This window comes from Caballeronia sp. DA-9, from assembly GCF_051615025.1.
Taxonomy (GTDB): Bacteria; Pseudomonadota; Gammaproteobacteria; order Burkholderiales; family Burkholderiaceae; genus Caballeronia; species Caballeronia sordidicola.
On sequence record NZ_CP195133.1, the window covers coordinates 3,024,242 to 3,039,118 of the forward strand.

At 60.4% G+C, this 14,877-nt stretch carries 15 protein-coding genes; 9 read left to right on the top strand and 6 right to left on the bottom strand.

The annotated features are described in order from the left end of the window. Positions 1 to 41: 41 nt before the first annotated feature. Together sodB and xseA are read right to left on the bottom strand one after the other, a co-directional pair. Complete coding sequence (sodB, locus tag ACRWA7_RS29985) at positions 42 to 623, bottom strand: superoxide dismutase [Fe] (RefSeq protein WP_060858063.1); 582 nt, start codon at positions 621 to 623, stop codon at positions 42 to 44. A 251-nt stretch (positions 624 to 874) separates the two neighbouring features. Beyond that, positions 875 to 2,263 (bottom strand): exodeoxyribonuclease VII large subunit, encoded by a 1,389-nt coding sequence (gene xseA, locus ACRWA7_RS29990; protein ID WP_438394215.1) that lies wholly within the window; start codon positions 2,261 to 2,263, stop codon positions 875 to 877. Positions 2,264 to 2,762: 499 nt separating this feature from the next. Between xseA and lpxK the strand changes: the two genes are divergently transcribed. The 5 genes from lpxK to ACRWA7_RS30015 all read left to right on the top strand — a co-directional run bounded on the left by lpxK (position 2,763) and on the right by ACRWA7_RS30015 (position 6,618). Next, positions 2,763 to 3,779 carry a tetraacyldisaccharide 4'-kinase gene (lpxK, locus tag ACRWA7_RS29995; RefSeq protein WP_438394218.1) on the top strand — a complete coding sequence of 339 codons (1,017 nt, stop codon included), beginning with the start codon at positions 2,763 to 2,765 and terminating at the stop codon, positions 3,777 to 3,779. After that, positions 3,760 to 3,966: a Trm112 family protein gene (locus tag ACRWA7_RS30000; protein ID WP_060858061.1), complete on the top strand. Its 207-nt coding sequence runs from the start codon at positions 3,760 to 3,762 to the stop codon at positions 3,964 to 3,966. Before lpxK ends, ACRWA7_RS30000 begins: the two co-directional genes overlap by 20 nt. 7 nt (positions 3,967 to 3,973) lie before the next feature. Next, positions 3,974 to 4,783, top strand: coding sequence for a 3-deoxy-manno-octulosonate cytidylyltransferase (kdsB, locus tag ACRWA7_RS30005; RefSeq protein WP_438394220.1), 810 nt, complete (start codon positions 3,974 to 3,976; stop codon positions 4,781 to 4,783). A gap of 298 nt (positions 4,784 to 5,081) precedes the next feature. Then, positions 5,082 to 5,744, top strand: a complete 663-nt coding sequence (gene adk / locus ACRWA7_RS30010) for an adenylate kinase (protein ID WP_060858059.1) — start codon at positions 5,082 to 5,084, stop codon at positions 5,742 to 5,744. A gap of 115 nt (positions 5,745 to 5,859) precedes the next feature. Beyond that, complete coding sequence (locus ACRWA7_RS30015; protein ID WP_438394223.1) at positions 5,860 to 6,618, top strand: 3-hydroxyacyl-CoA dehydrogenase; 759 nt, start codon at positions 5,860 to 5,862, stop codon at positions 6,616 to 6,618. 53 nt (positions 6,619 to 6,671) lie between these two features. On the opposite strand, the gene ACRWA7_RS30020 is transcribed toward ACRWA7_RS30015, so the two are convergent. Continuing rightward, the gene (locus ACRWA7_RS30020; protein ID WP_060858057.1) at positions 6,672 to 7,517 is read right to left on the bottom strand and encodes a SirB1 family protein; all 846 of its coding nucleotides are present in this window, start codon (positions 7,515 to 7,517) and stop codon (positions 6,672 to 6,674) included. Next, positions 7,517 to 9,067, bottom strand: coding sequence for a murein biosynthesis integral membrane protein MurJ (gene murJ / locus ACRWA7_RS30025; protein WP_060858056.1), 1,551 nt, complete (start codon positions 9,065 to 9,067; stop codon positions 7,517 to 7,519). Before murJ ends, ACRWA7_RS30020 begins: the two co-directional genes overlap by 1 nt. Before the next feature lie 438 nt (positions 9,068 to 9,505). Here murJ and rpsT point away from each other — a divergent pair, with 438 nt between their 5' ends. After that, complete coding sequence (gene rpsT, locus ACRWA7_RS30030; RefSeq protein ID WP_047845158.1) at positions 9,506 to 9,781, top strand: 30S ribosomal protein S20; 276 nt, start codon at positions 9,506 to 9,508, stop codon at positions 9,779 to 9,781. A 174-nt stretch (positions 9,782 to 9,955) separates the two neighbouring features. On the opposite strand, the gene ACRWA7_RS30035 is transcribed toward rpsT, so the two are convergent. After that, the gene (locus ACRWA7_RS30035) at positions 9,956 to 10,282 is read right to left on the bottom strand and encodes a DUF3579 domain-containing protein (protein ID WP_060858054.1); all 327 of its coding nucleotides are present in this window, start codon (positions 10,280 to 10,282) and stop codon (positions 9,956 to 9,958) included. 542 nt (positions 10,283 to 10,824) lie between these two features. Between ACRWA7_RS30035 and argF the strand changes: the two genes are divergently transcribed. Further along, entirely contained in the window at positions 10,825 to 11,754 is a 930-nt protein-coding gene (gene argF / locus ACRWA7_RS30040) for an ornithine carbamoyltransferase (protein ID WP_438394225.1), read from the top strand. Between the two features lie 122 nt (positions 11,755 to 11,876). Further along, a complete protein-coding gene (locus ACRWA7_RS30045) occupies positions 11,877 to 13,106 on the top strand; it encodes an argininosuccinate synthase (RefSeq protein ID WP_438394228.1) in 1,230 nt (409 codons plus the stop codon). Between the two features lie 113 nt (positions 13,107 to 13,219). Here ACRWA7_RS30045 and murB read toward each other — a convergent pair whose 3' ends face one another. Next, the gene (murB, locus tag ACRWA7_RS30050) at positions 13,220 to 14,239 is read right to left on the bottom strand and encodes a UDP-N-acetylmuramate dehydrogenase (protein ID WP_438394229.1); all 1,020 of its coding nucleotides are present in this window, start codon (positions 14,237 to 14,239) and stop codon (positions 13,220 to 13,222) included. 123 nt (positions 14,240 to 14,362) lie between these two features. Here murB and ACRWA7_RS30055 point away from each other — a divergent pair, with 123 nt between their 5' ends. After that, positions 14,363 to 14,848, top strand: coding sequence for a YajQ family cyclic di-GMP-binding protein (locus tag ACRWA7_RS30055; RefSeq protein ID WP_060858079.1), 486 nt, complete (start codon positions 14,363 to 14,365; stop codon positions 14,846 to 14,848). Positions 14,849 to 14,877 lie beyond the last annotated feature (29 nt).

Below are 14,877 nucleotides of genomic sequence, written 5' to 3' on the forward strand. Positions count from 1 at the left end.
CAGACTTGTTTGCCGTTGCCAAACTTCATTGTCATGGGACTTCAGGCACCGAAATTCTTCGATGCAAATTCCCAGTTCGCAATGTTCCAGAACGCCTCAATGAATTTCGGGCGCGCATTGCGATAGTCGATGTAATACGCGTGTTCCCACACGTCGATGGTCAGCAGCGCCTTCGCATCCGTGGTAAGCGGCGTGGCGGCATTGCTGGTCGAGACGATATCGAGCGAACCGTCCGGCTTCTTCACAAGCCACGTCCAGCCCGAACCGAACGTGCCGGTCGCAACCTTCGCGAACTCTTCCTTGAATTTGTCGAACGAGCCGTACTTGGCGTTGATTGCGTCGCCGAGCGCGCCGGCCGGAGCGCCGCCACCCTTGGGCGACAGGCTGTTCCAGAAGAACGTGTGGTTCCAGACCTGGGCTGCGTTGTTGAACACGCCGCCCGATGCTTTCTTGACGATTTCTTCAAGCGACAGGTTTTCGAATTCGGTACCCGGAATCAGCTTGTTCAGGTTCGTCACATAGGTTTGATGATGCTTGCCATAGTGATACTCAAGCGTTTCTTCCGACATGTTCGGAGCAAGCGCGTTCTTTTCGAACGGCAACGGCGGGAGGGTATGTTCCATGGTGCGAGCTTCCTTCTATGTTGAATTATGGGGACGTGAGGAGTGAAGCAATGCAGCACTCGATTGTAGGCGAGTTGGGATAACCCCGCAAATTGCGGGTTTTTATGAGCATTATCGATTACGAAGCATTAGCAGCGGCGTAAAAAATGCTCCAGCAGTCACGCTATCCCGTCAAAACTACGGGCTGCCGCAACGTGCCGGAACGCACGCTCACAGCGGCAGTTTCATGCGGCGCATGGAGCGTGCCGCGCCTAGAATTCGTCCGACAAACGCGCTTGCACATCGGCGAGCAAAACATCTGCCGCGCCTTGCGCCAAGTGCACCGTTAATGGCCGCTTTGGCTTGAGCGCATTCGGCGAGCGCACTGCGCGCCCCGACTGCGAATCAATCAACGCGGCGTAGCCGCGCTCGAGCGTGCGCTGCGGGCTCAACACCTGCAATCTCGCCGATAGTTCCGATACCCGCGCCGCCGCCCGCTCGTGCCTGCGCCCTTGCGAGTCGCTCAGGCGCTGCGCGACACGCATCAGGTGTTCGCGCTCAGCGGCAAGATCCGGACGCCAGCGCTGCCAGCGCATCTGCACGAGGGCGAAGCGCGCGCGGGCGTCGCGCACCGGACGCGCTCCAGCGGAAGCAAGCCGCGTGGCCAGTTGATGCAAGTGGACGCGCTGGCGTTCGAGCCGCTCTGCCGGGCTGACCAGCCGGCGCGCGAGCCAGTCGAGTTGCTGCGCGCGCCGCTCCATCATCCGGCCAAAACTGCGCGCCAGCGATGCATGCCGATGATCCAGATCGCGCAGCAGCAACACGCGCTGCGGACTGACGAGTTCGGCCGCTGCCGTGGGCGTGGGCGCGCGGACATCGGCGGCGAAATCAGCGATGGTGAAATCCGTCTCGTGGCCAACGCCGCTGACAACGGGCATGGCGCTCTCGGCGATTGCGCGCGCAAGCACCTCTTCGTTAAAGGCCCACAAGTCCTCGATAGAACCGCCACCGCGGCATACGATCAGCACATCCACTTCCCGGCGTGCGCTCGCCTGGTCGACCATGGCGGCGAGTTTCGCGGCCACCCCGGCGCCCTGCACGGGTGCCGGATAGACGATCACCGGCACGTGCGGCGCGCGGCGTGAAAGCGTGGTGAGCACGTCGCGCAAGGCGGCGGCTTGCAACGACGTCACGATTCCAATGGCACGCGGATGTTGCGGCAGCGTGCGCTTTCGTTCAGCGGCGAACAAGCCTTCGGCTTCGAGCTTGGCTTTCAGCTTCAGAAACGCTTCATATAACCGGCCCTGTCCGGTACGGCGAACCGCTTCCACGCCGAGTTGCAACTCGCCGCGCGGTTCGTACATGGTGACAAGGCCGCGCACTTCGATCCGGTCGCCTTCACGCGGCGTGAATTCGGCATACTGCGCACGTCCGCGAAACATCACGCATCGCATTTGCGCCTGCGCGTCCTTGATCGAGAAATACCAGTGGCCGCTCGCCGCTTTCGTAAAATTCGAGACCTCGCCCGATACCCAGACCAGCGGAAACGAGCGCTCGAGCATAGAACCGATCGCGCGATTCAGTGCCGAAACGGGGATCACGGCTTCCGCGCCGGGGGCGCCGGTGGATTGTCCGGAAGGTGAGAAAGGATCGGGGCTCATCAAAGGAAAGGGTCGGTTGATTGCGGTGGCGCGACAGTGAACGGATAGCCAATCGGCCGCCGAAGTGTAGCAAGTGTCCACAATGCACACGGTATCGAAAGCAATGCCATAGGATTGTGAATCCAGCATGAATGATATTTAAGCTATTGTTTTTTATAATATTTTCACGTTTTCACTGACTTTTAACCGAAACAAGCGCGGCCCGATGCCGATTTCCGGGCGATGAACGCCGACTTGTTCACAGAGTTATCCACAGGATGTTCCGTGTAAAACTGCGCCGCTTGATTCCGGCCTTCGACTGGCGTCGCTCGCGGCACCGCGCTAGAGTGCCGGGTTCGAGCATCGAGCATCGACCGTCGACCGCTTTCCGTCCGCCCCCCATTTTGGAGAACCGCCCCGATGCAAAGGTGCTGGCCGTTACCCTCGGCATTATCGTCATGCTTTAAGCACCGGCCAATCCAGTCCTGCGCTTTTCTATCGAACGAGGGCGAGGAACGCCGTGTCTGATTTCAAACCGCCGATTGAAAATTTCCTTGCCCGCGAATGGCGCCGGCGCGGCTGGGTGGCGTGGTCGCTGACGCCGTTTGCCTGCGTATTCGGCCTGATCGCCGCCATTCGACGCGCGGTTTTTGCGCTCGGCTGGATCAAGCAAGTCGACCCGGGCGTGCCGGTCGTGGTGGTCGGCAACGTGACCGTGGGCGGCACCGGCAAGACGCCGACCGTGATCGCGCTCGTGGAAGCGCTTCGCGCCGCCGGCTTTCAGCCGGGCGTCGTCTCGCGCGGCTACGGCGCGAAGATCCACGAAGCAACGCGCGTCACGCCCGAAAGCAAACCGACCGAAGTCGGCGACGAACCCCTGCTCATCGCCCGCCGCACCCACGCGCCGGTCATGGTGTCGCCGGATCGCGTCGCCGCCGCGCGGGCGTTGTTGAAAGCGTATCCATCGGTGGATGTGATCGTGAGCGACGACGGCCTGCAGCATTACCGTCTCGCGCGCAGCTTCGAACTCGTGGTTTTCGACGACCGTCTGGGCGGCAACGGGTTTTTGCTGCCGGCCGGGCCGATGCGTGAATCCATGTCGCGGCGGCGTGACGCCACGCTCATCAACAGCCCATACGATCGCGCGCTGCCGCCGTGGCCCAACACGTTTTCGCTCGACCTCGCGACCAGCGACGCATGGCTGCTCGATGACCCCGCTGTACGCCGCCCTCTCGCCGCGTTCAAGGGCGAGCGGATCGTGGCGGCGGCGGGCATTGGATCGCCGGAACGGTTCTTCGCGTCGCTGCGGGCGGAAGGCCTGACGCTTGCGACCCGCGCGTTCCCCGATCATTACGATTACCACGACAACCCGTTTGCCGGCATCGAAGCGGATTCGATCCTGATCACCGAGAAGGATGCAGTAAAATTCGGGGCCTGGCGTGACGCGCGCATCTGGGTCGTCCCAGTGGAAGCCGTGCTCAAACCCCGCCTCATCGCATTAGTTGTGGAGAAACTTCGTGGACGCACGCCTGCTTGAAATCCTTGTCTGCCCGATTTGCAAGACCCAGCTCACGTATGACCGCGCGGCGCAGGAACTCATCTGCAACGTCGACAAACTCGCCTATCCCATTCGCGACGGCATTCCCATCATGCTGCCCGACGAAGCGCGCCAGACGGTGGAAGGCACGCCCGTCGATCCGTTGAAACCGGTCAGCGGGAACTGATCGCACAATGAACGCCCACACGCCGGTCGTGCCGCCCTTCATTGCCGTGGTGCCCGCGCGGCTTGCATCCACGCGGCTGCCGGACAAGCCGCTGGCGGATATCGGCGGAAAGCCGATGGTCGTGCGCGTCGCCGAGCGCGCGCGTTTGTCGGGCGCGCTGCAAGTGCTGATCGCAACGGATTCGCCGCGTGTCGTCGCGGTCGCAAAGGAACATGGCTTCGATGTGCTCCTCACGCGCGCCGATCATCCGAACGGCACGGACCGTCTCGCCGAAGTCGCCACGCACTTCGGCTGGAGCGACGAGACCATCGTGGTCAACGTGCAAGGCGACGAACCGCTGATCGACCCGGCGCTCGTGCGCAACGTGGCGGCGCATCTGGCGGCGCATCCGTCGTGCGCCATCGCGACGGCGGCGCATCCCATCCACGATCCTGCTGACGTATTCAATCCAAACGTCGTGAAAGTCGTGCTGGATTCAAAAAGTGTCGCGCTCTATTTTTCGCGTGCGCCGATTCCCTGGTCGCGCGATGCATGGCAGAAGGACTGGCCTAACGTGGCCGCGCTGGCATCGCGCCCTCCGATTCCGTCCAACGTCCTGCGGCACATCGGCCTGTACGCGTACCGCGCGAAGTTCCTGCGGGCTTATCCCGCACTGAGCGTGGCGCCCATAGAAGAGGCGGAAGCGCTCGAACAGCTTCGCGCGCTCTGGCACGGCGAGCGCATTGCCGTGCTGACAACAACGGATGCACCGCCGCCAGGCGTCGATACCCCCGCCGATCTGGCCCGCGTGCGCGCGCTGTTTCCGGCTTCGTCCTAACGCGCCTAAGCCGTTCCGGGCAACTCGCGTTAACCCCGCCACGCCCTGCATAACAAGCCTTTGCGGCCTTTTTTCGGGTCGCCATTGTGACGATGCATGGCATAATCGGCCGGTAGCGCGAGCCTTCCGGTCAGCGCCTTTGCTCCCGAGCGCCCATGTCGACTGGTGCCGCGCCGTCTCTCGAATTCGGCTCGTCGCGCCTCGTTTCGGGCTTCTCCCGGGCATTGCGTCAATAGCGGCCGGACGCCAAATAAGCCTCGCTGCGTGAGCGGTTTCTATTCGATTCGGAGATATCACCATGCGTTTGATCCTGTTGGGCGCTCCCGGCGCCGGCAAGGGCACCCAGGCCACCTTCATCAAGGAAAAGTTCGGCATTCCGCAAATCTCCACGGGCGACATGCTGCGCGCCGCCGTGAAAGCCGGGTCGCCGCTGGGCGTGGAAGCCAAGCGCTTCATGGACGCCGGCGAACTCGTGCCGGACGCGCTCATCATCAACCTCGTGAAAGAACGACTGCAGGAACCGGACTGCGCGAATGGCTATCTGTTCGACGGTTTCCCGCGCACGCTTCCCCAGGCCGACGCCATGAAGCAGGCGGCTGTCGCCATCGACTATGTGCTTGAGATCGACGTGCCTTTCGCGGACATCATTGAGCGCATGAGCGGACGGCGCTCGCACGCGGCGTCCGGGCGCACGTATCACGTCAAGTTCAATCCGCCGAAGCGGGAAGGCCTTGACGACGTGACCGGCGAGCCGCTCATTCAGCGCGACGACGACAAGGAAGAGACCGTGAAAAAGCGCCTGGACGTGTACGTAGCGCAAACCAAGCCGCTGATCGATTACTACAACAACTGGTCGAAGCACGGCGACAACAACGGTTTGAAGGCGCCGGAATACCGGCGTATCTCGGGCCTCGGCACGGTCGACGAAATCCGTCAGCGCGTGTTCGACGCACTGACCTGATCCCAGCGCCCGGCGCCGCAAGCACGCCTTCTGAAACCCGCTCGTGCTTCATTGGCCGAGCGGGTTTTTGCTTTTATCGATCTCTTGGCACATCACCATCATTGAGGAGCACAGCATGGATATCCAGGACAACGTTTTCCTCGTCACCGGCGGCGCATCGGGCCTGGGCGCGGCCACGGCGCAACTGATCCGCGATCATGGCGGCAAGGTCGTCATTGCGGACATGAACGAAACCGGCGGCGAGAAGCTCGCGAAGGAACTCGGCGGTGTGTTTGTGAAGTGCGACGTGAGCCGCGAGGAAGATGGCCAGCGCGCCGTGGACGCTGCGATCCAGCTCGGCAGCCTGCGCGGACTCGTGAATTGCGCGGGCATTGCGCCGGCTGCGAAAACCGTCGGCAAGGATGGTCCGCATTCACTCGATATATTCTCGAAGACCATTGGCGTGAACCTGATCGGCACGTTCAACATGATCCGGCTTTCGGCTGCGGCCATGTCGAAGAACGAACCGAACGCGGCCGGCGAGCGCGGCGTGATTGTGAGCACGGCGTCGGTTGCGGCCTACGACGGCCAGATCGGACAAGCAGCGTATGCGGCTTCGAAGGGCGGCGTGGTCGGCATGACCTTGCCTATCGCGCGTGATCTGTCACGTAACGGCATTCGTGTGATGACCATAGCGCCGGGTATCTTCGAAACGCCGATGCTGCTCGGCATGCCACAGGAAGTGCAGGATGCGCTCGGCGCGATGGTGCCGTTTCCGTCGCGGCTCGGCAAACCCAACGAGTACGCCATGCTCGTTAAGCACATCTTCGACAACCCGATGCTCAACGGCGAAGTGATCCGCCTGGACGGCGCGATCCGGATGCAGCCGAAGTAAAAACGAACGGCGGCGCATCTTGGTGGATGCGCCGCCGTTTTTGGGATGCCTGATCAATCGCCGTTGTGCTGCGTTCGCTGCCGGAGTTCGTGCAGTTCCGTTTCCACTACGGTGGCGTCTTCCGCATCGGGGCGGTCGTCCAGATATCGGCGCAAATCTTCCATTGCTGGGCGCAAGTAATCCAGGCGCGCATAAGCGAACCCGCGATCGCGCACTTCCTCGATGCTGCCCGGCATCAGGATCACGAGCCGTTGTTGCACCGCCAGTAACCGCTGCCAGCGCTCCGTCTGCAGGTAAATGCTCTTCAGGTTGCGCAACATCCTTCCGATGATTTCCCGGCGCGTCGCTGGCTGCAAGAGTACGCGCAACGCACTGCTGATCGATTCCCCCACCCGCTGTACATAAGGTTCGAGCATTTCGACCATCGCGGACTCGGACAACGAATGACCCGTGGTCGGATCGAGCATCACGTCGCCTTCCGGCGTGGTCACGCGCAACAGGAAATGCTGCGGAAACGACACGCCGCGCACTGGAATGCCAAGCTGCTCGCTCATCTCCAGATAGATGACCGCAAGCGAAATAGGAATGCCGCGCCGACGCTTCAGCACGATGTTCAGGTGGCTGTTGTCGGGATCGTAATAGTCGTTGAGATTGCTGGTGAAACCCAGCTCACGGAAGAAAAAACGGTTCAGCACGCCGACTTTCTGCTTGATGTCGGCGTCGTCCGGCATGCGGCGGCGCACCCGCAGCACCAGTTCGTCGATCTCGGCCAGCACGCCTTGCAAGTCGAGGTCGGGATACGCATCCTGCGCAAGCGACAACGCCGCCTCGGTGAGCGGCAGACTGTCGTCCTCCGCCACGAGCGAAGTGAAATAGTCGAGCATGCGCGTGGTCGTCATCACTGCGTTCGCCTTCTGAAATACGCGTATTTAAAGCCCATCGCGGAGAGCATACCGAAATATAGCGCAGCGAATACAACCAGGCTGGCCCCAAGAAGCGCAATGCGCTGCAGCGGTGCGGCGCGCATTCCGATCCAGTCGAACGCACCCGCCACCATGTGCATGACTCCTGCCAGCACGAGGCATGCCCCGAGCAACTGGATGAAAAACCGCGTCCATCCCGGCGACGGCTGGTAAATTCCGCGCATTCTCAAGCCGATGAACAGCATGGTCGCATTCACGCACGCGCCCAGTCCAATGGAAAGCGTCAGCCCGGCGTGCGCGAATATGGGCACGAAAACCAGGTTGCTGATCTGGATCGCGATCAACACCACAATGCCGATAATCACCGGCGTCTTGATGTCCTGCTTCGCGTAGAAACCCGGCGTAAGAATCTTGATCAGGATCAGCCCGACCAGCCCGATGCCGTACATTGCCAATGCGCGGCCGACCATGACCACCGAATTCGCATCGAATTTGCCGTAGCCGAAAAGCGTCGCCGTAAGCGGCTGGGCGAAGAAAAACAGCGCCACGGCGCTGGGCGCGGCCAGCAGGAACGTAATGCGCAGGCCCCAGTCGAGCAGCGCCGAATATTCGACCGTATCCTTGTCCACGTGCGCTTTCGAAAGGCTCGGCAGCAGGATCGTGCCGAGCGCGGCACCGAGCAGCGCGCTCGGGAATTCCATCAGGCGGTCGGAGTAATTGATCCACGACACCGCGCCCGCCCCAAGCCGCGACGCAATATTCGTATTGATGATCAGGCTCAGTTGCGCGACCGAGACGCCGAAGGTCATCGGCACCATCTTGATCAGCACGCGCTTGACCCCGGGATGACGCAGCGCCTTGACAAAATTCCAGCCGATGCGCGGAATCATGTCGATCTTTTTCAGCCCCGGCAGTTGCACGAGAAACTGAAGGATCCCGCCGGCGATCACCGCATACGCCAACGCATAGATGGGCACTTTCAGATGCGGCGCGAGGAAAACCGCCGCCGCGATAAATGACACATTGAGCAGCACGGGCGCGAACGCGGGCAGCGAGAACTTCCGGTACGTGTTCAGCACGCCCGACGCCAGCGACGTCAGCGAAATGAAAATGATGTACGGGAACATGATCTGGGTCATGGTTACGGCGTAGCCGAACGCGCGGCCATCGTGTTCCAGGCCGGAGGCCACGGCGAACACGACCCACGACGCGCCCGCCACGCCCACCAGCGACACCACGGCGAGCGCCCAGGCAAGCACTGTGGACATTGCATCGACGAGCGCCTTGGTTGCGTCATGGCCCTCGGTGTTCTTGAACTCGGCGAGAATCGGCACGAAGGCCTGCGAGAACGCGCCTTCCGCGGACAGGCGCCGCAGCAGGTTTGGGATGCGAAAGGCGACGTAGAACGCGTCGGTGAATTGACTGGCGCCGAAAGCTCGCGCGATCAGCGTTTCTCGGATCAGGCCGGTCACGCGGGAAAGCAACGTGAATCCGCTGACCGTCAGGAGGGCTCGGAATAGATTCATGGGGCGCTTATTATACGGGCGGCACCATGAACGCAACGCGTTGCAACAATTCCCCATTGGTTAGAATTTGCAACCGCGATTTGCGAACGTGGTGTTATCGTGCGCTGCGCGGTGGTTGCGGGATGTTGCCTGCAACAAGTCCGGAAAAACCCTTCGTGCTTGCCAGTGCCATGATTTCGTTGCTATAATCGCCGGTTTCGAAGCTCCTGAATCCGCTTTCGGCACGGGTACGCACATACCAGGCACTGCGGTTTCGCGTCTTCTTTCGACGTTTTTTGCGCTTTCGGGCAATCGATCCCGAGGGTTTGATCATAAACAGCGCATCGGATTGACCTCGTTTTATCTTGTGCGGAGCCGGGCCGGCATTGAGCTGGACTCGCTCCGGAAGCTAAACGGGAAGCGCTGAAACACATAGCTGGAACAGGATAAGGAACCGTCATGGCAAATACCGCACAAGCTCGCAAGCGCGCCCGTCAAAGCGCGAAGGCAAACTCGCACAACTCGGCGCTGCGCTCGAAGTTCCGCACCGCCATCAAGGCAGTTCGCAAGGCAATCGACGCCGGCGACCAGGCCAAGGCTGCGGAAATCTACAAGACGTCGGTCAAGACCATCGACATCATTGCGGACAAGCGCATCGTTCACAAGAACAAGGCTGCTCGCCATAAGAGCCGTCTGTCGGCTGCCATCAAGGGTCTGCAAGCACCTGCTGCCTAAGGATTCCGGTTGCGGCCTGCCTCGCTTCACGCGTGACAGGCAGTTGCTTTTGCGTTGAAGTCAAAATTGAAGTATGGAGACTTTGATCTGCAGAAGCAGCAATAGAAAAACCCGCCAATGGCGGGTTTTTTGTCGTGCTTTCGGGGCGTGCCTTGAGAGCACCGCCCTCTTCAATCAGGGCTGTTGCGTTCCGTGATGTGGCGGCAATTCGCAGGCTTCGGTCACGAGCAGATCGTTGTCCTTGGCGAAGTTCATCACAAAGTCGAAAGCCATGGGTTCGATATCGCGCAACCGCGAGTCGAGGATCACCGTCTTCACGTTGCCGAGCAAGGTAGGCCGCACGTAGATGGAATACTGCAGGCGCGCATTGGGTCCGCGCTTCTTCGGGCCATAATCCGACATCACGCCGCAAAGCCGCTCCGACCAGTCACTTGGCCGAAAGGTCTTGCCGTTCGACGTAACGCCCTGGATAAAGTATTCGGTTGGGGTTGTTTCGGCCATGTAGGAATACCTGTTTGACGACCGGCGGAGACCGCCGGCAAACGCGCATGCACGATTGGCAAGGTGACCCGGAAGAAACTGAGCCCGGCTTGGTGACCCTTGTCTCAGTGAAAACCGCGGTGAAACCTGGCGTTCAATAAGCCCCGACAAGCCCATTCTCGACATGATTCACGGCTTACCTTTGGCAGGCAGCGGTACGCGAACATGGATGCCCGCCTATGTCTGCAGAAGCGCAGACATCTGCCGCAAAAGGATACAAAAGCCGCTATGAAGCCGTGCTGAAAGCAGTCGAAAGGTATCAGGACTGCCGGAGAAACGAGGCTGATTATACAGCAGAGGGCCTTTTTCCGCACTGCACACAAAGCCGCTAAACCACGCCAGACGGGCTGCAGGACGGCATACCGCGACGCATGGGACAGCGAGCACTGGCTATTTGGCCACCTCGTCAAATGGCAAAATTTCCTTTATGCTGAAATTCGATACCACCACGACGGCGGCGCCGTCCGGCGAAATTTGCCGGCTGAAGCCGCCGTACGCATTTCATGACCGAAAAAAAAATTCGCCACTATCTGCAGTTCAAGGATTTCTCCCTCGACGATTATGATTACGTGCTCGAACGCGCACGCATTCTGAAGCGCAAGTTCAAGAGCTACGAAACCTATCATCCGCTGCACGACCGGACGCTGGCGATGATCTTCGAGAAGAACTCAACGCGTACGCGGCTTTCGTTCGAAGCGGGCATCTTCCAGCTGGGCGGACATGCGGTGTTTCTCAGCACGCGCGACACGCAACTCGGGCGAGGCGAACCCATTGAGGACGCGGCGCAAGTGGTCTCGCGCATGGTGGACATCATCATGATCCGCACGTTCGGCCAGCACATCATCCAGCGGTTCGCCGAAAATTCGCGCGTGCCGGTAATCAATGGGCTGACGAACGAATATCATCCGTGTCAGGTTCTCGCCGACGTCTTCACGTACTACGAATTGCGCGGCCCTATTGCGGGGAAAACCGTGGCCTGGGTGGGCGATGCCAACAACATGCTGTACACGTGGATCGAGGCCGCGCAGATTCTCGGCTTCAAGTTGCGTCTTTCCACGCCGCCCGGTTATTCGCTCGACCCGGCGCTCGTGGCCCCGGAAAGCGCGCCGTTCTATGAAGAGTTCGCCGATCCGAACGACGCCTGCACCGGCGCGGATCTGGTCACCACGGACGTCTGGACCAGCATGGGCTTCGAAGCCGAGAACGAAGTGCGCAAGAAGGCGTTCGCCGACTGGTGTGTTGACGCCGACATGATGGCGCGCGCAAACCCCGGCGCACTGTTCATGCATTGCCTGCCGGCGCATCGCGGAGAAGAAGTGAGCGCGGAAGTGATCGACGGTCCGCAGAGCGTGGTCTGGGACGAAGCAGAAAACCGCCTGCATGTTCAGAAGGCGTTAATGGAATACCTGCTGCTCGGCAAACTCAATCATTGAGGCCGGGTTGAGACGCCGTATCGTCCCGAAAATGCGGAATGGCCGCCATTTAGTGTCAAAATAGCGGTTTTCCGCGCGCTGTCAGCCCGGCGCACACCGTTTTCCAGCCATACGAGTTCACCATGAGCGATATCAAAAAAGTCGTGCTCGCCTACTCGGGCGGCCTCGATACCTCCGTCATCCTGAAGTGGTTGCAAGACAACTACGACGCTGAAGTCGTGACGTTCACCGCTGACATTGGTCAGGGCGAAGAACTCGAACCGGCGCGCAAGAAAGCGCTGCAACTCGGCATCAAGCAGGACAACATTTTTATCGAAGATCTGCGTGAGGAGTTCGTGCGCGACTTCGTGTTTCCAATGTTCCGTGCCAACACGATCTACGAAGGCGAATATCTGCTCGGGACGTCGATTGCGCGGCCGTTGATCGCAAAACGCCAGATCGAGATCGCGCGTGCCGTGGATGCGCAAGCCGTGTCGCATGGCGCGACCGGCAAGGGTAACGATCAGGTGCGCTTCGAGCTGGGTTATTACTCGCTCGAACCGGGCATCAAGGTGATCGCGCCGTGGCGTGAATGGGATCTGCTGTCGCGTGAAAAGCTGCTGGCTTACGCCGAAAAAGCGGGCATTCCGATTGAAATGAAGCACAAGCAAGGCGGCGCGCCCTACTCCATGGACGCGAACCTGCTGCACATTTCGTTCGAAGGCCGTCATCTGGAAGATCCGAAGGCGGAAGCCGAAGCCGACATGTGGCGCTGGACCGTTGCGCCGGAAGACGCGCCGGACGCGCCGGAATATCTGGATATCGAATTCGAAAAGGGCGATCCGGTTGCGTTGAATGGCAAGCGTTTGTCACCAGCGGACATGCTGACCGAATTGAACGCGATTGGCGGCAAGCACGGCATTGGACGGCTGGATCTGGTCGAGAACCGCTATGTCGGCATGAAGTCGCGCGGATGTTACGAAACGCCGGGCGGCACGATCATGCTCAAGGCGCATCGCGGGATCGAGTCGATCACGCTGGATCGTGAAGTCGCGCATCTGAAGGACGATCTGATGCCGCGTTACGCCTCGCTGATTTACAACGGCTACTGGTGGAGCCCGGAGCGCCGCGCGCTGCAAGTGCTGATCGATCACACGCAGGACAAGGTGAACGGCTGGACGCGCGTGAAGCTCTATAAGGGCAGCGTGACGGTGGTGGCGCGCGATTCGAAGGAAACGCTGTTCGACAAGAACATTGCCACGTTCGACGACGACGGCGGCGCGTACGATCAAGCCGATGCTGGCGGGTTCATCAAGCTGAATGCGTTGCGCATGCGGATTGCGGAGAATGCGCGTCGCAAGCGTGGTGGCTGAGCGCAGGGTTAAGTGCTGTGCTTAAGTGCTAATGAATGCTCGAAGGATGCTCGAAGTTGAAGTGAAAAACCCGCCTCCCGGCGGGTTTTTCGTTTGCAGCGGTCAGCGCCGCGTCAAAGACATACGGGTTCCGCCTCAAGCTCGACGGCGAAGCGCGCGTACACGTCGAGTTTAATGGCATCGGCGAGTTCGAGAATTTGTGCGCCCGACGCGCCGCCGCGATTGACCAGCACCAGCGCCTGCCGGTCGTGAACGGCAGCGGCGCCAATGGAGCGGCCTTTCCACCCGCATCGGTCGATCAACCAGCCTGCCGCGAGTTTGAACTGTCCGTCCGGCTGCTTGTAAGAGACAAGGTCCGGCTCGCGCGCCTTGAGCGCACTGAACTCGGCCGCGCCGATCACCGGGTTCTTGAAAAAACTCCCCGCGTTTCCAAGCACACGCCAGTCGGGCAGCTTTGCCTGACGCACGGCGACGACTGCGTCGAAGATCGCCTGCGGACCGTCCGATGAACCGTTCTCGAGTACCCGCGCGATATCCGCGTATTCCGCGCGAGGCACCCATTTTTTCGGCAAACGAAACGTTACCGATACGATCACAAAACGCCCGCGCCCTTCCCGCTTGAAAAAGCTGTCGCGGTAACCGAACGCGCACGCGTTGGAATCGAATTCGCGCATGTCTCCCGTCGATAATTCGACGGCCCGAAGCGTGTCAAAGCGCTCGCCCATTTCAAGACCGTACGCGCCGATGTTCTGGATAGGGGCCGCGCCCACCGTCCCTGGAATCAACGCGAGATTCTCCAGCCCGGGCAGGCCTCGCGACAAGGTCCATGCGACGAATTCGTGCCAGTTTTCTCCCGCACCCGCCTCCACGTAGACGGCATCCGCGTCTTCGCGAATGACATGGCGGCCGCGCAATTCCATCAGCAGGGCAAGACCGTCGAAGTCCTGCGTCAACACCACGTTGCTGCCGCCGCCAAGCACCAGCCGCGCCGCGTTCTTGACGCGTTCGTCACGGGCGAGCGATGCGATTTGTGCTTCTTCCGTCAGCCGAACGGCATATTTGGCGCGGACATCGAAACCGAAGGTGTTGTGCGCGAGCAGCGGGTAATCGGAGAGGAGTTCGTACTCGGGCATTGAGGCAACACTAGGAGTGGTCTTGGGCAAACGGCGACGGCATCGGTAGAATGACGTTGGTTAGTGATTATAGCGAGTGCGTGCGGGCAATCTGGCGCCTCGCCTCAACGAAGGGGAATGCAAATGCCATCGTTTGACGTCGTCAGCGAAGCAAACATGATCGAGGTGAAAAACGCCATCGAGCAGTCGAACAAGGAAATTTCCACGCGCTTCGACTTCAAGGGTTCGGACGCGCGCATCGAGCAAAAAGATCGTGACCTGACGCTTTTTGCCGACGACGATTTCAAGCTCGGCCAGGTCAAGGACGTGATGTTGTCGAAGCTGGCCAAGCGCAACGTGGACGTGCGGTTTCTGGATTACGGCAAGATCGAGAAGATTGGCGGCGACAAGCTGAAGCAGGTTGTCGAGATCAAGAAAGGCGTGACCGGCGATCTGGCGAAGAAAATCGTCAAGCTGGTCAAGGACAGCAAGATCAAGGTCCAGGCGAGCATTCAGGGCGACGCGGTGCGCATCAACGGCACAAAGCGCGACGATCTGCAAAGTGCGATCGCGATGCTGAAGAAAGACGTGACAGACGCGCCGCTGGATTTTAATAACTTCCGGGACTGATGGTTCAAGACGAGCGTAATGCATTGAGT